This window comes from Enterococcus sp. DIV1094 (genome assembly GCF_017316305.2).
Taxonomy (GTDB): Bacteria; Bacillota; Bacilli; order Lactobacillales; family Enterococcaceae; genus Enterococcus_B; species Enterococcus_B mangumiae.
The window spans coordinates 1520184-1540344 of the sequence record NZ_CP147250.1 but is presented as its reverse complement, the minus strand read 5'-3'; the positions used below and the strand labels follow the sequence as shown (position 1 = coordinate 1540344).

Below are 20161 nucleotides of genomic sequence, written 5' to 3'. Positions count from 1 at the left end.
TCCACAGTACCCGGCCTTTTTAGTGCTTATTTCGTAAGTATTTCTTAAGCAAACATATGTTTCGCACAGATTTTTCCACTTTTCCCACAAGCTGTTGATAACTTTATTCATTACTTATTCGCATTTTTTACAATTAGTTTTCCACATTCTCTGTGTATAACTATCTATTTTATTTTTTCATATGGAAACAATCATTTTTCCTAAAGTTTTTCATAAAAAGTTCACAGTCTGGAAGTAGACTAAATTTAGCAAATAAGTCTATACTTAACTTATCAAGAAAATAATAAATGGAGGCAGATCACATGGACAGAAGAGATGTGACACCAAAAATGAAAAAAAGAAAATCTAATGGCACTTGGCGTAAGCTAGGTCTTGGCGTAGTTGGCGGCGTGATTGGAGGATTACTGACTTTCGGTATTTTTTATGCAGCGACTGGGGGAGGAAATTCAGTAACAACTTCTTCTAGCGGGACACAAAATGCGTCAGGCGAAACCGTTGTAGAAAATGTGAAAGTCAATGTAGATTCAGATATCACTTCCGCAGTGGATAAAGTACAAGGGGCAGTTGTTTCTGTCATCAATTTACAAAAACAAAGTTCATCATCTGATCCGTTTGGCTCACTATTTGGTCAGCAACAAGGAAGTGGTGACGAAGACGGTGAATTGCAAGCTTATAGTGAAGGTAGCGGCGTGATCTATAAAAAAGAAGGCGATTCTGCTTATATCGTAACGAATAATCATGTGGTCGATGGACAACAGGGATTAGAAGTTTTATTAAAAGATGGTACAAAAGTGAAAGCTGAATTAGTCGGTACAGATGCTTATACTGATTTAGCCGTTTTAAAAATCAGTGCAGACAAGGTAGACACTGTTGCTTCATTTGGCGACTCTGCTTCATTGAAAGTCGGCGAACCAGCAATTGCGATTGGTTCTCCTCTAGGTTCTCAATACGCGAACTCCGTAACATCAGGAATCGTTTCTTCCTTGAATCGTCAAGTGACAAGTACAAATGAATCTGGTGAAACGGTGAATATCAATGCGATCCAAACAGATGCAGCCATCAACCCTGGGAACTCTGGTGGTCCACTAGTCAACATTGAAGGTCAAGTGATCGGTATCAATTCAAGTAAAATTGCATCAACTTCTGATTCTTCAAGTGTCAGCGTTGAGGGAATGGGCTTTGCTATCCCAAGTAATGATGTCGTAAACATTATCAACCAACTTGAAAAAGATGGAAAAGTGACGCGTCCTGCGCTAGGTATCACTATGACTGATCTTTCAGCAGTCTCTACACAACAACAGGAACAAATCTTGAAATTACCTTCTTCCGTAACAAACGGCGTGATCATCCGCTCTGTTCAACCAGCAACTCCTGCGGAAAAAGCTGGCTTAGAACAATATGATGTTATCACTAAAATTGATGATACAGAAGTTTCTTCTGGTGTTGAATTACAATCTGTGCTTTATGGTAAAAAAGTCGGTGACTCTGTGAAGATCACTTATTACCGTGGAGAAGAAGAAAAAACAGTAAACATCGAATTGACGATCGATAATACCGCATTGAATCAAGGAAATTCAAATAATTCAAACAGCTCAAATAATTAAGAAAAAGACAGGTACCTCAAATTTGATGAGGTACTTGTCTTTTTCTATACCTATTAGATTTTAAATGCTTCGCCAACGACAGCATCTTCCGGTAATACCAAGATGCCTTTTTTCTCTGGTACATTAGGGACATGCAGTTCCTTTGCAGAACAAATCATTCCGTCGCTTTTGACGCCTCTTAACTCGCCAGGCCAAATCATCATACCGTCTGGCATCATTGCACCTGGTTTTGCAACGACTACTTTTTGGCCTGCTTCAATATTTGGTGCACCACAAACGATTTGTAAAACTTCCCCACCATCTACTTCTGTTTCAGTCACTGATAAATGATCTGAATCTGGATGAGGTTCACAAGTTTTGACGTAACCGATAACGATTTTCGGTTGATTGTCTTTTTCAAGTGTTTCTTCAAAGCCGGCTTCCTTGATCAAACGATTCAGTTCAGCTAGTTGTTCTTCTGAGATCGTTACTTGGCCATTCCCTTCAATTGTTAGGTGATCTGAGATATGGAAAAAGTTCCATGCAACGATTTGTCCAGATTCATCCTTGATTTGCGCAACATTCCATTTACGTGTAACGGTGTTTTCCGTTCCTTTATCGTCGGCTACGATCACCATTAATGTGTCGCCCACATGTGCGCGATTATAAGCAAAAATCATTTTGTTTCCTCCAATATCATTTGTTGAAGTTGTTTTTATTCTTGGCAACTGAGTACTTCGCTCTTTGTAAAAAACTACGCAATCCAGTGCCAAACTCTCTTGCTTTATCTTAACAAAAAAAGGGAGTTCTTGCATGATAAATTCTCTTAGAAAGTCTTTCAACAAATTAAGGAAAGAACTCCTCACAAAAAAGACAAGAAAAGATGAGATTTTTCGTTTCCTTGTCTTTTTATGTTTGCTGTTTTAGCTCTTCATTGAATGGCTCAGGCTTCTCTTGGTTCTGAAACGACTAAAACATCGCATGGTGCTTGGCGAATCACGTAACTTGCCACACTACCTGTCATAAACCGTTCAACCGCATTCAACCCTGATTGGCCGATCATGATCAAATCGATTTGGTATTTCTTCGGCAGTTTCACTGCCATGGATTCTCTGACGGAACCATAAGCAACAACGCCTTCAATTTTCTGATAATCAACAGATTTCCCGTAATTTTTGCATTCATCAATCAATTGTCTTGCTGTTTCAGTCTGTTGATCGATCAAGGATTGGTCAATAGGCGTATATCCCATAAACTGATAAAATTGTTGGTCGATTACATTTGTCACGTATACTGTTCCTTCGTTTCTACGAGCTACCTCGACGGCTTTTTTGAATGCAGCAAAGGCTTGCTCGCTTCCGTCGATCCCAACCAATATTTTCTTATATGCTTGTTCCATTTTCGCCACTCCTCTCGTTTCTAACTACTGAATCGCTTTGGTTAAGAATTCTTCGATTTCTTCTTTCGTTTTACGGTCTTTGTTGACAAGGCGTCCTAATTCTTTGCCATCTTTGATGACAATAAAACTTGGAATACCGAAAATATTCCATTCTGCTGCTAAATCGATGTACGCATCTCGATCCATTTCTACAAACGTCCACTCTGAAAAGCGACGCTCGATTTCTGGCATTTGTGGTTTGATAAAGCGACAATCGCCACACCAATCGGCAGTAAAGAAAAAGATATGATTGCCTTTTTCGACATAACCTGCTACTTCCTCAAGACTTTTAGGAATAATCATTTGATCACACTTCTTTCTTATTCTATGTTCTACTTAAATTATACACCTTTACAAAAAACTGACCAAACTATATCTAAAAAATAAAAAACGAGTAAAAGCGGCTAGCCTTTACTCGTTGATTGATTATTTTCCGTAAACGATCGTATTTACTGTTGATTTATCTAAGCCTTTCAATGTTTGGATCAACATTTCTCTCGCTGCTTCAAAGTCACGGATACTAAACATTGTTTGATGCGTATGGATGTAACGTCCGACTACACCAATAACAGTACTTGGGATTCCTTCATTTTGTGTATGCGCTGCACCTGCGTCGGTACCGCCTTTTGATACGAAGTATTGATAAGGAATATTGTTTGTTTCAGCGATATCCAATAGGTATTCACGTAAACGTGGCAACATGATCAATCCTGGATCTTGGATACGCATCAATGTGCCTTCCCCTAGGTGGCCAAATGTTCCTTTTTTCGTCACAGTATCATCTGCAGCTGAGCAATCTACAGCAAAGAATAAATCTGGTTTGAATTTGTTCACTGAAGCTTTTGAGCCGCGTAAGCCCACTTCTTCTTGGACGTTAGCACCGGCGATCAATGTATGACCTAATGTTTCTTTTTCTAAGGCTTCTAATGCTTCCAAGACCATCGTACAACCGTAGCGGTTATCCCATGACTTACTGATGATGTTTTTACCATTCGCTGTTTTGATTGTTTCTGCAAAAGGAACGATCGTATCTCCTGGCAACACACCAAAACTCATTGCTTCTTCTTTTGATTCAAAGCCAGCATCAAATAAGATATCTGTCACTTCAACTGCTTTTTGTCCGCTTGTACCACGCAATAAATGTGGTGGCACTGAAGAAGAAATACATGGGTAATTTTTACCCGTTGATGTTTTTAATGTAAAGCGTTGGGCAGAGACCACATAAGGGTTCCAACCGCCTAATGGAACGACTTTGAACAAGCCATTGTCTTGGATCTGTGTCAACATAAAGCCAACTTCGTCCATGTGGGCAGCAACCATGACGCGAGGGGCATCTGCCTCTTGGTGATGGCGTAATCCAAAGATCCCACCTAATCCATCTAATTGTAATTCATCAACTAATGGCTCCATGTGCTGTTCCATGTAAGCACGGATATCTTGTTCAAATCCGCTGGTTCCTTGTAATTCGGTCAATTCTTTGATACGTTGAAATGTTTTGTTATCCATAATGATGATCGTCTAAAATCTAGACTTGTCTCCCTTCAATCTCAGCTTTGATTTGTCTCAAAAAAAAACTGGACAAATCTATCGTGATTATTATACCGTATTTTATTTCAAAACGGTTATTTATTTCAAAGAAAATCCGAGAGTGTGGTAAAATAAAACCAAAGAAACTTGTGAAGATGTAAAGGAGGGATTAGCAGCATGTATGAAGAAAGTGAACAGGCCTATTTCAAAGGTGGCTTAGCTGTCGGAATTGGTCTTGGATTATTAAGTGGCGTAGCAACTGCATTGTGGTACAACCGCAATAAAACATTGTCCGCTGATGAAGTCTTAGCTACCATCAAAGAAGCATTTTTAGATGAAGGATCGATTGAAGGCTCTTGGATCTCCTTTGAAAAAGAACCGACACGCAAATTCGCGATCCATTCTAAAGCCTATCGTGGTGGGATCTCTCGTATAGAAGATGGGGAAGTCGTCTACTATGAATTTTTAGCAGATGCTTATACTGGTACTGTTTTAGATATATCTAGAAAAAAAGGAACGGATGCTTGATGTCATTCTTTCTAAAAGATTCTCTTAGAAATAGGTTTTCCTATGGATAAGAGCTTCTTTTTTTGCGTAAAAACTGGTATAAACGTTCATGATAGGTTATGCTTAGTGTGAACTTTTTCAAATTACTTAGGAGAGTGAAACATGGTCCAACAAGAAAAAATTGCTGTCCTGATCCCTTGTTATAATGAAGAAGCAACGATTCCTACAGTCATTGCCGACTTTAAACGAGAGTTACCAGAAGCAGATATTTATGTATATGATAATAACTCAACAGATAAAACCTACGACTTAGCAGTTGCCGCTGGTGCAATTGTCAAAAAAGAGCCTCGTCAAGGAAAAGGAAATGTTATCCGCCAAATGTTTTTTGATATCGATGCCGACTACTATTTGATGGTAGATGGAGATGATACTTATCCGGCAGAAGCGGTACATGGACTTTTAGACAAATTGCGTTCTGGTGAAGCCGATATGGTGATCGGCGACCGTCTTTCTAATGGCACTTATTTTGAAGAAAATAAGCGTGCGTTCCATGATTTTGGCAATAATTTAGTTAAAAATACGATCACTCGTTTATATAAAACAAAAATAAGAGACGTGATGACGGGCTACCGCGGATTCAATCGTATTTTTGTCAAAAGTTTCCCGATCATGAGTGCTGGTTTCCAAATCGAAACGGAATTGACAATACACGCCTTAGATAAAAAATTCAAATTAGTTGAGCTCCCTATTGATTACCGTGACCGTCCAGAAGGCAGCGAATCAAAGCTGAATACATTTTCAGATGGATTTAAAGTCATCATGATGATCATCAAAATGTGCAAAGACTATAAACCAATCTTATTTTTCAATATCTGGACAGTCATATTCTTTTTAGCCGGCCTATTCACTGGGATTCCTGTGATTCGAGAGTTTATGTTGACGAGCTTTATTACTAAAGTTCCTTCAGCTATTCTCAGTACAGGGTTGATGATCTTAGCTTTACTTTCGCTAGTTACCGGTATGATTTTAGATACCGTCGTTACGAATGCGAAAAAAGAGTACGAACTAAATCTCTATCATGTGTACCATGAATACCACCAGAATAATAAAGAATCTTAGCTATAATATTTTACAATAAAATACCCGAACGATAAAGAGTTTGCTTCTCACCGAAAAATGGTGGTGATTTCTGCAATGGCTCAATATTCGTTCGGGTATTTTTGACTATGGTTTTAGAATGGAAGGTCTCCCACTCTTAATAAAGTGTTTTTCTATTCATTTTCTGTCGCAATCGTGACAAACTTCACTTCAACGTATTCTTCTACGCCGAATGTGCCGTTTTCACGTCCAAACCCTGAATGTTTAACCCCACCAAATGGCGTGGCAGAGTTTGAGATAGCTGTGTTGTTGACGCCAACCATACCATATTGCAATTTATTGCTTACATTGTTGATCGTATGGATATTTGTTGCAAAGAAATAGGATGCTAAACCGAAGATCGTATCATTCGCATCTTTGATCACTTGCTCTTCTTCTTCAAACGTAATGATTGGGATCACTGGACCAAATGTTTCGTTATAGAAAATGTCCATTTCCTTTTTCACACCGTCTAAAACTGTTGGTTCAAAGAAGAAGCCATTTGCATAGTCTCCGTCTGTGAGTCGGTGACCGCCCGCTAAGATCTCTGCGCCTTTAGCTACAGCATCTTTTAGCTGTTCTTCGACCTTTTCAACACCTTCTTGATTGATCAATGGTCCCGTAGTTGGATCATCCAGTCCATTGCCTACGGTCACTTCTTTGATTTTTTCCACGATCAATTTGGTTGCTTGCTCTTTGATCTCTTTATGGATAAAGATTCGATTCGGTGACGTACATACTTGCCCATTATTGATAAATTTTGTTTTGATCAGTGTATCTACGGCTAACTCTACATCCGCATCTGGGAAAATGATAAATGGCGCATGTCCACCTAACTCCATAGAAACTTTTTTCAAGGTAGGTGCTGCTTGTTCATTTAAGATTTGTCCGACTTCTGTTGAGCCAGTAAAGGTGATCTTTTGGATGTCATCCGATTCAGATAAAATCTTCCCGATCGTTGAGGAATCACCCATGACGATATTTACAACACCATCTGGAAAGCCAGCTTTATGAAATAGCTCCATTAACGCAAGTGCCGATAATGGCGTTGATTTTGCTGGTTTTAGGACAACCGTACACCCTGCGGCGATTGCCGGCGAGATTTTGCGAATGATCATGTTGGAAGGAAAGTTCCATGGTGTGATCGCACCTACGACACCGACTGGTTGTTTACGTGCTTGCCATTCTTTGCCATCAGGTGAAGGAATGATCTCTCCCATGATTCGTTGGCCTTGTGCCGCATTCCATCGAAGATTTTCGACATTTGTTTGGATCTCAGAAGAGGCTTGAGCAAGAGGTTTCCCTTGTTCCATCGTCATGATTTTTGCTAAACGTTCACGATCTTCTTCGACCAAATCAGCCATTTTGTTCATTAGTTTTGCTCGTTCACTTGGTGCTGTTCTTGACCAGCCTTCAAATGCTTTATTCGCAGCTTCGATTGCTTCTTTTGTCTCTTTTTCGCCACCTTGTTGCACACTTACTAACGTTTCTCCAGTTGCCGGATTGATAACATCGACTGTGCCCTCAGATCCTTCAATCCATTTGCCATTAATATAAAGATGCGTTTCTACTTGCGGTAAATCATACTTGCCCATAGTTTGCCTCCTTTATTCTCAATTACATAACAACCGTAACATTAATAAAGTCAAACCTCAAACCATCTGTTTAAGGATAGTTTTTTGAAATCATTCGTATGAATCATATAGTTTTTTCTTATTTTTGAATAATAAAACTATAGTTCATTCAAAAGCTTTGTTACAATGACTTTAAGAAATACTTGCTTTTTTATTCTATGACCAAAGGGGTGCTTTTATGGGACTATTTGATGGCTTGATGGGCAATGCCACTCAAAAAGATACAACGAATATTACGAGAGAAGTTCAAGAAATCTTGATTCCAACAGAACAGGTCGAGTTAGCATTCAAATTAGTACGCGATTTGATTATTTTTACGGATCGACGAATGATCATCGTTGATAAACAAGGAATGACTGGCAAAAAAAGCGAATATAAATCGATTCCTTATCGCTCGATTTCACGTTTTTCGATTGAAACAAGCGGACATTTCGATTTAGATGCCGAACTAAAGATTTGGATCTCTAGTGCAGAATTACCCGCTGAATCGCTACAATTCAGAAAAGATAAGAATATCATCGCCGTCCAACAAGCGCTAGCAGCGGCTGTTTTATCTTAATCTCACGATCAATAAAAAGAGCCTGCCCACCAAAACACTCCAAGCTTTGGTGGGTAGGCTGATTTTTAACTATTGACGACTGCTGTGAGAAACTCTTTTTTAAATAGTGAACACTTTATAATGCACGGCCTTCATTTTTTTGATCCTTTGCTCTTTTTTCTTTGAAGTTCTCTTTGTTTAGTTTAAGTTTTTTCATGTTCTTCGCTTTTATTTTACTTATTTCTGCAAAAGAACGCTGTTTCATACCTTCGATTTCTTCTTTTCTTTTCTCTTTTATTTTATCCAGCTCTTTTTCTTCCATGATCCTTCTCCTTTCTTTTGAATCGCCTTGATTCCCTAAATCCCACTACAATCATAGGGATTTAGGAAGTAGCATCAATCGACTAAGAAAATTGGACATTCAAGTATTTTCAATCCCACACATTGAATGGTTGAAAAATTTATCTCTCTTTATTTTTGTCGCTTTGCTCAACAGCTTGAGATTCCCCACTATGTAATGTTTCTTTTCTTTGTTGCTCTCCTTCTTTCTTCCTGTCCACTTCACTCATCGCTTGTTTTTTCATTGTTTCTAATTTTTGTTGTTGTCTTTCTCTAAGACTTTCTAATGTTTCGTATTCCATCGTAATCCCTCCTTTAGCAACTATTCTACTGAATAAATGTAGGCAGAACGAACGAATTTTTTTGAAAAATAAAAAAAGACTTTCCTTTATGGAAGAAAAGGAAAAATGATCTCTTACACTCAGCGACCATCTTGAGCAATGTGTCTATGTTTTAAACCGAATCAATAGATAAAAAAACTATCTATACCCACTTGATCAAGCGGATACAGACAGCTTTTTTCCATCTTATTTTACTGTTGTTTGATCATTCGATGATTTTTGTTCTTTTTCAAGAAACTCTTTGAACCAATAGAAACTTTTCTTTGGTACACGTTTCATATCACGTAAATCATGATTCCCTCTATTCACGTAAACCATTCCGTATCTTTTTTCCATATCACCTTTTGAGCTAGGTAAATCAATCAACCCCCAACCAAGGTAGCCTAGCACTTCGCAGCCGTCAATATGCATAGCATCTTGCATCGCTTTGATGTGCTGTTCATGATAAAAAATTCGGTAATCGTCTTGAATGGGTTGGTTGTCCTCCCACTTTTCCTGAGTACCTATGCCGTTTTCGACAGGAAAAATCGGCACATCATATTTTTGATACATCTTGTTAATGATATCTCTAAACCCAAGGGGATCGATTCCTAGACCCCACTCGTTCATTGAAACAAATGGATTTTCCACTTCACCATAAGTTAAATAATAATTTGGTGCAACATCTGCTGGAATATTTTTATGACTGATACTTCCAGTGCAATAGTAACTGAATGCTAAATAGTCACTTGTTACTTTACTGATTTCAGTAAGTTCTGCTTCTGTCATATCTACGTTCAAATGTTGTTTTTCAAACGTCAAAACTTGTTTTGAATAACCGCGTCCACAAAAGGCATCTAAAAGATTCTGATTGATAAATTCATCCCATTCTCTCGCAACTAATACATCTTTGGGATGATTTGTCGCAGGGTACATATTGGAATAAGCGAGCATTCCACCGATTTGTCCATCTGTCGTTTCATGGATATAGTTAGCGATTTTGGCATGTGCGACCATGATATTATGCGCGATTTGATGAATATTATCCGCTGTATCTTCCGTATTCAATGTTCCACCATATAGCAGCGCTAAAGGTGTCGAATATAAGTTTTGTTCGTTGAACGTTACCCAATACTTCACTTTATGCTTGTAGCGGTCTACCATCTTTTTCCCATATTCCACAAAAGCATCTACGACATGTTTACTCATAAACCCTTCGTGATTTTGTGCAAGATGGAGTGGCATATCAAAATGATAAAGACAAAGCATCGGTTCGATATTCCGTTTCAACATCGCATCGATATAGCGATCATAAAATAAGAGTCCTTCTTCATTGAATGCCCCATCGCCCTGTGGATTGACGCGTGACCAAGACGTTTGAAAGCGATAGAAGTTCATGCCCATTTCTTGCATCAAATCGAGATCTTCTTCATATCTGTTGTAACGATCGATCCCATGTTTCCAATCCGAAGTAGTTTCAGTGGCTTCACGAATGTCATAAACAGATGGCCCTTTGCCACCTTCGTTCCAAGCACCTTCCGTTTGCATACTTGAGGAGGAATCTCCCCAGAAAAATTTTTTCTTTCCCATCTTCTCATTCCAATCATTGTTCTATTAATCGTTCATCGATTTCTTTTAGTAATCTGTTTAAGAAAGACTCATTTCAGCATTTGTACGAGCCACCCGTTCACTGATTTTTAAGAATGGCAGATAGAAGAATACCAAGGCAACGATAATGACTGCCTGCACAACGATTGCTCGCCAATCACCGGCTGTTGCTAAAAATCCACTTAAAAATGGTGGTGTCGTCCAAGGAATTGTCACCACGCAGCGATTGACTAGATCCATCGATGTTGCTAAATAGCCAATCGTCGTACCAACGATCGGGGATAATACAAAAGGAATGATCATCGGTAAGTTGAAGACGATCGGTAACCCGAAAATCACAGGTTCATTGATGTTGAAAATATTAGGACCTAACGCTAATTTGGACAAATCTTTATATGCTTGATAACGGCTAAAAATCAAAATGGCGATCACTAAAGCAATGGTTGAACCAGTACCACCCATCAAAGCACCATATACTTGATGGAACGCTGAGTTGATGATATGAGGCGCAGCTTCCCCATTCGCAGTCGCTGCCATGTTCTCATTCATATTGACCATCAATAATGGATCTAGGATCGGGCCTGTGATGACCGATTGATGAATCCCAAAAGAAAAGAGTAAATTCCCAAAGCAAACTAAAAATAAGTAACCAAAAAATGAAGTCCCTACACCACGTAACGGTTCTTGGATGAATTGCTCAATGATCCTCATGAAATCATTTCCTGTTAGTTGGATCAAGAATGAGGCAAAAGCAAACAATGACACGACAATAATCAATGGGAACATCGTGTTAAATGATTTTCCTACTGCTGGCGGAACGCTATCACCTAAGTTGACTTGTAATTTTTTAGAACGTGTCAAACGAATATATAGCTCTGTTGCCAATAATCCAGTAATGATCGCAGCAAAAACGCCTTTTGAACCAATATTCCCATAACTGATGACCCCACCGATTTCCACAGCAGTCTCCGCACCGATCGGCGTTGTCTCGATCATTGTTGGAAGCAACGTCAAAAATGCTGGAACAACAGCGATCACGACACCAATCGGGTTATCATATTCTCTATTTTTTGATAAGAAATAGCCAATCGTGATCACAAGGATGATCCCAGTGATATTAAGGGTCGCGTTCGTAATGATCGAGCCCCAGTTTTGCCAAGAGACCATCGTATCCGCGCTGATCATATTTTGGAACCACCCCGATGGATCTAACACGACTGAATTAATTAAAATAGCAATACCCGCTAAAATGAATAAAGGCATAATAGTAGCAAATGAATCGCGTAACGTTCTTAAATAAATTTGATTACCGATTTTTTGAGCTGTTAACACAAATTTCCCCATCAAAGCTTCCCTTTTTCTCTCATCCATTTATTTGTACCTCCTAAATTGTCTATAGTTGTATACCAACTTTTAATACATAATATCACCTGTAAGCGTTTTTGTAAATACAATATTTATATTAGTGTATACTTATTTTTCGAATAAAAGAAAAAGACCTCACTTGATCGTTACAAGTAAAGTCCTTTAACTATTATTTTTAATTGATATCCGCGACGATTTTTCCAGATGTGTAAGGATATCTTGTCTTAGATAAATCAAACGGCGTGCCATCATCAAAAAAGACGATCTGATTTGTTTCCAAGATTGGCTCTCCTACTTCAATCCCAAATTCTTCGCTGTCTAGATGATTAGCTTTAGAAGCAATAATCACGCGACGGGCCGCACTGACCACATACCCCAGCTCTTCTCTGATATAGTTATAGATCGAACCCTTCAAGATTTCTTCATCCAAATCTTTGATGTACTTGAGCGGCATGATCGAACTTTCAATACTTCTAGCCTCCCCATTGACATACCTCACACGCTTGATGTCATAGACCGGATCAGTCGCTTTTATTTGCAGCTCCTCGGATTCATAAGAAGTTGGAAAACGCACATCAAAGCGAATGATTTTACTCGTCACCTCTGTACCTTCTTGCGCAGAAGTGCCAAATACACTATTGATTTGCGTGACATTCTCATTGTCCTTTTTAATGTTACTTCTAACATATGTCCCTGAGCCTCGTCTTGTGTATAGTAAAGATTCGTCAATCAACAGTTGTATCGCTTTTCTAATCGTTACTCGGCTCGTATTGTAGGTTTTTGCTAAAGCTTCTTGATTCGGTAATAGCTCGCCTTCTTTAAACACCCCTTCAATGATTTTATTTTTCAAAGAGTGCGCGATTTCTATATATTTAGGCATATTTATTTCACCTCCAAAAATTTGTATACACTTATTATAATATTAGATAAACAAACAATTGTAAACAACCTTTACAACTATAACGAATAAATAATCGATTTGTTAACCTAATGTTTATTCATTTATTCAAATAAGCAATATTCAGAGTCAAAAAAAGCCTTCAGAGAATCTCACTTCTCTGAAGGTCATTTGCCACTCAAGGCTTTATCGCTTATTACCTATTGAATTTTATCATGTTTGATCAAAAATAAACGTACAACTATTTCTGATTTTCGCAATTATTGCTTTATTACGAACAAACATGTTTTCAATTTTTACTTCGCCAAACGGTAGATGGCATCCGCATAAATCGCCGTAGCACGGAATAAGTCATCTAGACTCATAAATTCGTTTGCTTGGTGCATCGTATCTGTGTAACCTGGGAACATTGCGCCATAAGCGACCCCACGTTTCAATAAACGTCCGTATGTGCCGCCACCGATGATTTGTTCGTAGCCTTTTTCGCCAGTATGATCTTCGTAGACTTGCAACAATGTTTCAACCAATGGATCATCCATTGGTACATAATGTGGTTCCATCACACGAGCGCCACGAGTGACAGTTGCGCCTTCTGCTGCGACTGTTTCGTTCAGCTTGCTTTCCAATTCATCTGTAGTCGTGCCTTTAGGGAAACGGAAATTCATGTTGATGTAGTTATCGTCTTCTGATCCATTTTCTTTAAACGCAAACAAGCCAGCGTTCATTGTTAGTTTACCCATTTTTTCATCTTCATGAGCAACGCCTAGTTTCTCGCCATAGAAGTCTTCATGGACGTAGGCTGCTGCCACATGGATGAATTGTTTGGCTGCACCAATAAACTCGTAGTTATCAAGGAAGCTTGCTAAGAAAGAGCCTGCGTTGATCCCAGATTGTGGGCTTGCACCGTGTGCGCCTTTACCAACTACATTGATCGTGACAAATGTATGCTCTGCTTCGATCGTTCCGCTGATTGGATTTGCTTCAACAAATTCGTAAAATGCTTTTTCTAAAGCAATCGCTGAATCTGCACTTGGTACTTCAATTTTTGCAGTTGCTGTTCCTGGCACCATGTTTTCACGTAAACCAGACGTAAATGATTTCAATACATAGTCGCCGGCATTATCGCCTTTAAAACGCAAAGCAAAAGAAACATTTCCTTTTTCTCCGTTGATGATCGGGAATTCTGCATCTGGTGAGAAACCAAAATCAGGTTCTTCTTCATGTTCAAAGTAGTAAGCCATGTCTGCCCAACCACTCTCTTCATCGCTACCTACGACAAAACGAACTTTTTTCGATAATTCTAAGTCTAAGTCTTTGATGATTTTCATTGCATAGTATGCAGCCATACTTGGTCCTTTGTCATCGCTTGATCCGCGAGCAAAGATTTTCCCATCCTTGATTACTGGTTCGTAAGGGTCTGTATCCCAGCCATCGCCAGCTGGTACAACGTCCATATGTCCAAAAATACCTAACGTTTCGTCCCCTTCACCTAGATCGATGTGACCTGCGTAATTGTCCACGTTTTTTACAACGAAACCATCACGTTCGCCATATGCAAGCATGTGTTTCAATGCGTCACGAGGACCAGGTCCAAACGGTGCATCTTCCGTTGCTTGTGAATCATCACGTTCACTGCTCACGCGTAAAAGATTTTTTAAGTCTTCAAGCAAGTCTTCTTTACGTGCTTCGACTTCTTTTTGCCAATTGATTGTCATAAAGTTACTCCTCCACTCATTCAGTCTACGAGTTCATCATAACATAAATCAGGAGAATTGTTTAAAAAATCAGACAACGGCTAAACGAAACAGTTTTTTCCTTAAAAATTATGGGCTATAATGAAAAAAAGGAGGCTTTCCCCATGGAATTAAACGAAAAACTACTCCAGCAAGTGATTACTCCTCGCCCTATCGAATCGCATAAAGGTACGTATGGCAAAGTCGTGCTGATTGGCGGAAATGAACAGTTTGGTGGCGCGATCATCATGAGCGCATTAGCAGCTGTCCATAGTGGCGCTGGTTTAACGACTGTCGTGACTGATCCTAACAACCATGTGGCAGTCCATAGTCATTTACCCGAGGCAATGGTGGGAGATTGGACAAATAAAGAAACATGGCATTCGGCTTTTGAAGATGCTGACGTCTTACTCATTGGTCCAGGGTTAGGAACGAACCAACAAAGTCTTGCGCTTCTGCAATTTACCCTGACCAATCAAACGAAAAAACAATGGATCGTCATTGATGGCTCCGCATTGACGTTACTTGCTACACATTCCCTTGCCCTACCTTATCCAGAACAAACCGTACTCACCCCGCATCAAATGGAATGGCAACGGGTCAGCGGTTTGAACTTGGATGAGCAAACTCAGGAACATAATCAGCAAAAGCAGCAAGAATTAGGTGCATTCCTTGTTTTAAAAAGTCATCAAACGACGATCTATGGGCCAAAAGGGAACTATCCCAATCCAGCCGGCTCACCAGCAATGGCTACTGGGGGGATGGGTGATACTTTAGCTGGCATGATTGCTGGTTTTTTAGCTCAGTTTCCCAAAAACGAAAAAACGATCAGTGCCGCTGTCTATTTGCATAGTTTTATTGGTGACCAATTAGCAAAAGAGCAGTATGTCGTTTTACCGACTCAAATCAGTAAAGAAATCCCAAAATGGATGCATTATTTTAGCCAAAAATAGAAGGAGCAGACGCATGGAAAAATATACTGGCTACATCAGAGAGCCTTTTTACTACGAAACCGACCAAATGGGAATCATTCATCACAGCAATTATATCCGTTGGTTTGAAGAAGCACGTGTTGCGTTATTGGAACATTTAGACTTTAGTTATAAGAAAATCGAAGAACAAGGAATCATTATTCCTGTATTAGGTGTGAGTTGCGAATACAAAGAAATGATCCGCTATGGCGATAGTATTCGTATCCAACCGATCATCGAGAGCTACACGGGAACGCGCCTAAATTTCCGCTATGAGATCTATGGTACAGAAGATCAGCGATTACGAACAACTGGTACGAGCCAACATTGTTTCCTGCTCGCAGAAAACCAACGTTTAGCAAAACTAAGTCGTATCAATCCCGAATTAGATGCCTTATTTCACACTTATGCAAAACTCGATACAGATCACGCTTCTGCAACAATCAAAAAATAAGTTGAAAAATAAGTGTTTTTTCTTGCCTTTTAACCTCCGATTTGTATAATGGAAAGAAAAAAAGCAGGTGATTATGATGTATGTCGTGAAAGTACTACACGGTTATATTGATAAAACTGGCTGTCGCACACGTGAAAAAAACCCGGAAAACTTGCTTGTCTTCAAAGACAAAAAAGAATCAGAAACCTTTGCCAATCAAATCGGTGGTCGTGTCAAACAACTGCAGGAAGTTCGCCCAAATTGACTGTTGCTTTCGTGAAAGGATGAGATGTTCGCATCATGGATATGTATTGAAAAGAGTCGACAAACCAATCGGTTGGCGGCTCTATTTTTGTGTTCTTTTCCTTGGAGTACCTTGCTAAAAAAACCACATCTAAGAAAACAGGCTCTATAATAAAGTGGACTGATGAATCAATTCTGATTCGTCAGTCCACTTTTTCTTTTTGGGTATTAAAAAACATATCGTTCTCTAGTATGATTAAATCACCACAAAATAAACAACTGAGAGGACGATATGCTCTATGGAAAATTCTATCAAAAAAATGCTCCGATTAACAGATAAATATTTAACCATCCAAGATGTTTCTTACGAAACGTTCCATCAAACCAATACTTTAGTTATTGACGCAGTGTTAGCTCCTCCTACTTCTGCTTGTTTGACTTGTGGCTCTGCCGTGAGAGATTCGAAGGGGAAAACGGTCATTGTCAAAAATGGCAAGAAAATGACCTGCATTCGTTTCGATCAATTCAACCATTTACCGCTAATCATGCGGCTGAAGAAACAACGTTATCACTGTAGAAACTGCCATACCCATTGGACAGCCCAAAGCTATTTTGTTCGGCCAAATCATTCGATTGCCGAGCATGTAAAAATGAAAATCATTGCTTTACTCACCGAAAAGGTCTCCTTATCTTTTATCGCAAAGCATTGCCAGGTGTCTATTCCAACGGTGACGCGTATTTTGAAGTCGTTAAAAACCTATTTACCAAAACAAGCCAAGCGCCACCTGCCCAAAGTATTGATGGTCGATGAATTTCGTTCCCATGTATCCTCAGAAGATAAGATGAGTTTTATTTGTGCCGATGGGGAAACCGGGCAATTAGTTGATATCTTACCCACTCGAAAATTGTCTCGGTTGACCACTTATTTCCAGACATGTGTGAATCCATCTGACGTCGACTATTTAGTTACTGATATGAATGCGGCGTATTTTCAACTAACAAAAAAAGTATTTCCTCATGCCAAACTGGTCATTGATCGTTTTCATGTGATCAAACACATGAATCAAGCGTTCCAAGATTTTCGTGTCCGTGAAATGAAACGCCTGATTGCTTCGGGCAATCGGACAATGCCAAGGAAATTAAAAAGCCATTGGCGCTTACTCACCAAAAATCGGAAGAATATCAACCACACAGAATATAAAACTTGGCGTAGCTTTCGTGCCCCAAAGTATCCTTACCTGACAGAAGCCATGGTGCTTGACCGTTTATTAAGTGCTTCAACTGCCTTGAAAGTCGCCTATCAAGCGTTCCATGAACTAGCGGATGCCTTTCGTGACAAAGACCACGAGTCATTTTTCACTCTCTTGCATCAGTTACCAGAAACATTAGATAAAGAATTTCGGCTAAAACTACAAAATCTTCTGAGCTATGAAGAAGGGATTCGTCATTCTTTGATTTATCCTTACTCTAATGGGAAAATTGAAGCAAAAAACACCCACATCAAAACACTCAAACGAGTGTCTTATGGCTTTAAATCATTTGAGAACATGCGCATCCGAATCTTTTTGACGAATCAAGTCATTCACGTCAAATAACGAAGAAAATCCGGAGAAGAAGTGTTCACTTCTTCTTCCGGATTTCACTTGATTGCACTCATCAGTCCTTATTGACAAAGAGCCAGAAAACATAGATGTGGTCAAATCAAATGATTATTTTTATCTCGAAATGGTAACTCCCTGTTCAGTTGAAAGGATATTTACGGCATCCAAGATTTTTCCGTCTTTGGAAAGCACAACAATATTTATCCCTGTTTTATTTCTTGATACATCGGTACCATCGATTTTTATTCTAGAAAATTGTTGCTCTTCATATGGGGTAAAACTAGAACTCATTGAGACTTGCTTCTCAGCAAATTCTTGCCCCACCGCATTGTAATTTTCATTCTGTGAAAGAATAGGGTCTTGATCCGCTTGACGAATACCGCTAAAGTTCCAGCCCTGAGTAAACTGCTGCAAATCAAGCTCAGGTAAAAGTTTTGCTATATCCGCTGCTAAAGATTCATTCATCTGCTGTGACGTTCCAGCACCAGAAATCAGCACCGTATAATCTGAGTCTGCTAATTCTTTTAGATATTCCTTATAATCCCAAATGTTCATCAAGGTTGGATCGCCATTTTTATAAATCGTATTCCAATCATTTTTAGAAACCGAACGAATTGTTTCTAAGCCAAAATATTTAGCATTCGAACGATTCACTTGGGAATCTATGTTTGCCCCCACGTGTGACAACGCACTAGAATATGCAGGATAGGGCATCCCTTCATTTGCATTGAAATCAGCAATCAAAGGATTCAGATTCCCTTGCTTTTTTTGGTTCTCCACATAACGGTATTGCTCGTTGATATCTCGGTAAGATTGAACGATTCCATTCGCACCTATGACAAATGTAAACAAAAATTGAACGATCAAGACTGCACTGATCACACTATAAAAACTACCAGCTGTTGTCTTCGATAATTTATCTGGCCATTCAAGTAACATCGCAATGATAATGTACAATGCGCCTCCAAAGAATGAACGCCCCCAGTTAAGTCCAGTTGGTGAAAGAGATAATACATAGATAGTTGCTAGTCCAGCAAGAATATATACATATGAAAGTCGGAACCAGTTTTTATGTTGATTAAAAATAATACCTAGCGCAATTAAAATCGCCGTTAAAATAAATAATTGCAAACTATTTTCGTATAGAGTACGTGTAATCCCAAAAACACCAGTATATAATTTACGCGCAAATGACCATGTACTACGATCAAAATAAGTTGCTCGTATCGCATTTCCAGGCGCTGCAACCATCATCAATAGTCCAAAGATTGCTCCACCTAAACCTGTGAATAACCATGCTTTCATTGGTCGTTTTTCTTTATAAATAAAATAGAGATAACCTAAAACAACAAGAATCGCTCCACCAGATGTATTTTCATTACACCATCCGGCAAGAATCCCCAAAATTGTCATAAAGATAATTTGCAATGGTTGATTGAATGGTAATTCTTGACCTTTTGTATAATAGCGGTGATACAAGAAAAGGAAGCTAACGATGATGATGCCGCCCCATAGATAATTCGCCGCTCCAGTCTCCCATAAGATCGTTTGTCCAAAAGTTGGGATAAATAACCAAATCAACAAATTGATCATCAAATATTTAAACACATAAAAATTCTTATGATCTTTTGTTGATATTTTATAGATCAAAAGGGTTAGCAAAACATAAATCAACGGATTCATAAAATTGAATACGACTTTCGGCATCAATAAAAATAAACGTGCAATGATGTGAACCACTGATCGACCAGTCCAATTCATGTATTGTAGATATTCGTCATGGAGAATAGTTGAAAAACTTGTCGTTTTGTACATGTATTCAATATCATCTGCAATCAATGGTGTTAAAAAATTCAAGATGACCATGACTAGATAGACAGAAACAATCACTATCATCTTTTTATGCTTGCAGACACTATCGATTATTCGATTCATTTCATTCTTTCCTTCCAACAATTATTTAAGTGAACACTTACGAATATTATTATAACATTTAAAATCATTGGATGCTCTTAAATAAAACAACACTTTTTATTAATCTTCCGATATTTTTTAATCGACTGATATGACAAGGATGCTTTCCTCACTTCAAGAATCGTACGAAGTGATGTAACAAGACCGCTTAGGACACAAGTAACACACCAAAACAACAATGAACGTTTATGCCCACACCACGAAATGCTGACAAGAAGAAAGTGCATTGCTATTTGATAGTTATATGTCTCGCGAAAACAATCTGAGGAAAAATAAAAACCCCGCTCAATAAAGGCGGGGTAAACGTTGATG

20 protein-coding genes are annotated in these 20161 nt (G+C 38.9%); 8 read left to right on the top strand and 12 right to left on the bottom strand.

The features are described from left to right. Positions 1 to 302 precede the first annotated feature (302 nt). Complete coding sequence (locus tag DOK79_RS07490; protein ID WP_206856816.1) at positions 303 to 1604, top strand: S1C family serine protease; 1302 nt, start codon at positions 303 to 305, stop codon at positions 1602 to 1604. A gap of 53 nt (positions 1605 to 1657) precedes the next feature. Here the strand turns inward: DOK79_RS07490 and ytpR are convergent, their stop codons facing one another. The 4 genes from ytpR to pepA form a co-directional block, all read right to left on the bottom strand. Continuing rightward, entirely contained in the window at positions 1658 to 2263 is a 606-nt protein-coding gene (gene ytpR, locus DOK79_RS07485) for a YtpR family tRNA-binding protein (protein WP_206856818.1), read from the bottom strand. Positions 2264 to 2526: 263 nt separating this feature from the next. Next, on the bottom strand, positions 2527 to 2982 hold the full coding sequence (locus DOK79_RS07480; protein WP_206856819.1) for a universal stress protein: 456 nt from the start codon (positions 2980 to 2982) through the stop codon (positions 2527 to 2529). 24 nt (positions 2983 to 3006) lie between these two features. Next, positions 3007 to 3345, bottom strand: a complete 339-nt coding sequence (locus DOK79_RS07475; RefSeq protein WP_339093310.1) for a thioredoxin family protein — start codon at positions 3343 to 3345, stop codon at positions 3007 to 3009. Between the two features lie 102 nt (positions 3346 to 3447). Beyond that, positions 3448 to 4527, bottom strand: a complete 1080-nt coding sequence (gene pepA / locus DOK79_RS07470; protein ID WP_206856824.1) for a glutamyl aminopeptidase — start codon at positions 4525 to 4527, stop codon at positions 3448 to 3450. Positions 4528 to 4725: 198 nt separating this feature from the next. Here pepA and DOK79_RS07465 point away from each other — a divergent pair, with 198 nt between their 5' ends. Further along, positions 4726 to 5076, top strand: coding sequence for a PepSY domain-containing protein (locus DOK79_RS07465; RefSeq protein ID WP_206856830.1), 351 nt, complete (start codon positions 4726 to 4728; stop codon positions 5074 to 5076). A 141-nt stretch (positions 5077 to 5217) separates the two neighbouring features. Further along, positions 5218 to 6174 (top strand): glycosyltransferase family 2 protein, encoded by a 957-nt coding sequence (locus DOK79_RS07460; protein ID WP_206856833.1) that lies wholly within the window; start codon positions 5218 to 5220, stop codon positions 6172 to 6174. Positions 6175 to 6326: 152 nt separating this feature from the next. Here the strand turns inward: DOK79_RS07460 and DOK79_RS07455 are convergent, their stop codons facing one another. Then, positions 6327 to 7787: an NAD-dependent succinate-semialdehyde dehydrogenase gene (locus DOK79_RS07455; RefSeq protein WP_206856835.1), complete on the bottom strand. Its 1461-nt coding sequence runs from the start codon at positions 7785 to 7787 to the stop codon at positions 6327 to 6329. Positions 7788 to 8004: 217 nt separating this feature from the next. Between DOK79_RS07455 and DOK79_RS07450 the strand changes: the two genes are divergently transcribed. Continuing rightward, positions 8005 to 8385 (top strand): PH domain-containing protein, encoded by a 381-nt coding sequence (locus tag DOK79_RS07450; RefSeq protein ID WP_206856837.1) that lies wholly within the window; start codon positions 8005 to 8007, stop codon positions 8383 to 8385. A gap of 115 nt (positions 8386 to 8500) precedes the next feature. Here DOK79_RS07450 and DOK79_RS07445 read toward each other — a convergent pair whose 3' ends face one another. The 6 genes from DOK79_RS07445 to pepV all read right to left on the bottom strand — a co-directional run bounded on the left by DOK79_RS07445 (position 8501) and on the right by pepV (position 14609). Continuing rightward, complete coding sequence (locus DOK79_RS07445; protein WP_206856838.1) at positions 8501 to 8686, bottom strand: hypothetical protein; 186 nt, start codon at positions 8684 to 8686, stop codon at positions 8501 to 8503. 139 nt (positions 8687 to 8825) lie between these two features. After that, positions 8826 to 9005 carry a hypothetical protein gene (locus tag DOK79_RS07440; protein WP_206856840.1) on the bottom strand — a complete coding sequence of 60 codons (180 nt, stop codon included), beginning with the start codon at positions 9003 to 9005 and terminating at the stop codon, positions 8826 to 8828. Between the two features lie 225 nt (positions 9006 to 9230). Then, positions 9231 to 10613: a glycoside hydrolase family 1 protein gene (locus DOK79_RS07435; RefSeq protein WP_206856841.1), complete on the bottom strand. Its 1383-nt coding sequence runs from the start codon at positions 10611 to 10613 to the stop codon at positions 9231 to 9233. 57 nt (positions 10614 to 10670) lie between these two features. Further along, a complete protein-coding gene (locus tag DOK79_RS07430; protein WP_206856842.1) occupies positions 10671 to 12002 on the bottom strand; it encodes a PTS sugar transporter subunit IIC in 1332 nt (443 codons plus the stop codon). Between the two features lie 169 nt (positions 12003 to 12171). Next, a complete protein-coding gene (locus DOK79_RS07425) occupies positions 12172 to 12876 on the bottom strand; it encodes a GntR family transcriptional regulator (protein WP_206856843.1) in 705 nt (234 codons plus the stop codon). Positions 12877 to 13190: 314 nt separating this feature from the next. Further along, complete coding sequence (gene pepV, locus DOK79_RS07420; RefSeq protein WP_206856848.1) at positions 13191 to 14609, bottom strand: dipeptidase PepV; 1419 nt, start codon at positions 14607 to 14609, stop codon at positions 13191 to 13193. 143 nt (positions 14610 to 14752) lie between these two features. Between pepV and DOK79_RS07415 the strand changes: the two genes are divergently transcribed. The 4 genes from DOK79_RS07415 to DOK79_RS07400 all read left to right on the top strand — a co-directional run bounded on the left by DOK79_RS07415 (position 14753) and on the right by DOK79_RS07400 (position 17869). After that, positions 14753 to 15580: an NAD(P)H-hydrate dehydratase gene (locus tag DOK79_RS07415; RefSeq protein ID WP_206856849.1), complete on the top strand. Its 828-nt coding sequence runs from the start codon at positions 14753 to 14755 to the stop codon at positions 15578 to 15580. Positions 15581 to 15593: 13 nt separating this feature from the next. After that, positions 15594 to 16052 (top strand): acyl-CoA thioesterase, encoded by a 459-nt coding sequence (locus DOK79_RS07410; RefSeq protein ID WP_206856850.1) that lies wholly within the window; start codon positions 15594 to 15596, stop codon positions 16050 to 16052. 73 nt (positions 16053 to 16125) lie between these two features. After that, a complete protein-coding gene (locus DOK79_RS07405) occupies positions 16126 to 16296 on the top strand; it encodes a hypothetical protein (RefSeq protein WP_206856860.1) in 171 nt (56 codons plus the stop codon). 277 nt (positions 16297 to 16573) lie between these two features. Then, entirely contained in the window at positions 16574 to 17869 is a 1296-nt protein-coding gene (locus DOK79_RS07400; RefSeq protein WP_206859623.1) for an ISL3 family transposase, read from the top strand. A 120-nt stretch (positions 17870 to 17989) separates the two neighbouring features. Here DOK79_RS07400 and DOK79_RS07395 read toward each other — a convergent pair whose 3' ends face one another. Next, positions 17990 to 19810, bottom strand: coding sequence for a DUF3329 domain-containing protein (locus DOK79_RS07395; RefSeq protein ID WP_206854244.1), 1821 nt, complete (start codon positions 19808 to 19810; stop codon positions 17990 to 17992). Positions 19811 to 20161: the final 351 nt, after the last annotated feature.

Bases quoted from the DNA above. Each gene is read 5' to 3' on its own strand.
- ytpR (WP_206856818.1), bottom strand. From the start codon at position 2,263: ATGATTTTTGCTTATAATCGCGCACATGTGGGCGACACATTAATGGTG.
- DOK79_RS07460 (WP_206856833.1), top strand. From the start codon at position 5,218: ATGGTCCAACAAGAAAAAATTGCTGTCCTGATCCCTTGTTATAATGAA.
- DOK79_RS07415 (WP_206856849.1), top strand. From the start codon at position 14,753: ATGGAATTAAACGAAAAACTACTCCAGCAAGTGATTACTCCTCGCCCT.
- DOK79_RS07400 (WP_206859623.1), top strand. From the start codon at position 16,574: ATGGAAAATTCTATCAAAAAAATGCTCCGATTAACAGATAAATATTTA.
- DOK79_RS07405 (WP_206856860.1), top strand. From the start codon at position 16,126: ATGATGTATGTCGTGAAAGTACTACACGGTTATATTGATAAAACTGGC.
- pepV (WP_206856848.1), bottom strand. From the start codon at position 14,609: ATGACAATCAATTGGCAAAAAGAAGTCGAAGCACGTAAAGAAGACTTG.
- DOK79_RS07425 (WP_206856843.1), bottom strand. From the start codon at position 12,876: ATGCCTAAATATATAGAAATCGCGCACTCTTTGAAAAATAAAATCATT.
- pepA (WP_206856824.1), bottom strand. From the start codon at position 4,527: ATGGATAACAAAACATTTCAACGTATCAAAGAATTGACCGAATTACAA.
- DOK79_RS07465 (WP_206856830.1), top strand. From the start codon at position 4,726: ATGTATGAAGAAAGTGAACAGGCCTATTTCAAAGGTGGCTTAGCTGTC.
- DOK79_RS07410 (WP_206856850.1), top strand. From the start codon at position 15,594: ATGGAAAAATATACTGGCTACATCAGAGAGCCTTTTTACTACGAAACC.
- DOK79_RS07395 (WP_206854244.1), bottom strand. From the start codon at position 19,810: ATGAATCGAATAATCGATAGTGTCTGCAAGCATAAAAAGATGATAGTG.
- DOK79_RS07445 (WP_206856838.1), bottom strand. From the start codon at position 8,686: ATGGAAGAAAAAGAGCTGGATAAAATAAAAGAGAAAAGAAAAGAAGAA.
- DOK79_RS07450 (WP_206856837.1), top strand. From the start codon at position 8,005: ATGGGACTATTTGATGGCTTGATGGGCAATGCCACTCAAAAAGATACA.
- DOK79_RS07440 (WP_206856840.1), bottom strand. From the start codon at position 9,005: ATGGAATACGAAACATTAGAAAGTCTTAGAGAAAGACAACAACAAAAA.
- DOK79_RS07455 (WP_206856835.1), bottom strand. From the start codon at position 7,787: ATGGGCAAGTATGATTTACCGCAAGTAGAAACGCATCTTTATATTAAT.
- DOK79_RS07430 (WP_206856842.1), bottom strand. From the start codon at position 12,002: ATGGATGAGAGAAAAAGGGAAGCTTTGATGGGGAAATTTGTGTTAACA.
- DOK79_RS07480 (WP_206856819.1), bottom strand. From the start codon at position 2,982: ATGGAACAAGCATATAAGAAAATATTGGTTGGGATCGACGGAAGCGAG.
- DOK79_RS07490 (WP_206856816.1), top strand. From the start codon at position 303: ATGGACAGAAGAGATGTGACACCAAAAATGAAAAAAAGAAAATCTAAT.
- DOK79_RS07435 (WP_206856841.1), bottom strand. From the start codon at position 10,613: ATGGGAAAGAAAAAATTTTTCTGGGGAGATTCCTCCTCAAGTATGCAA.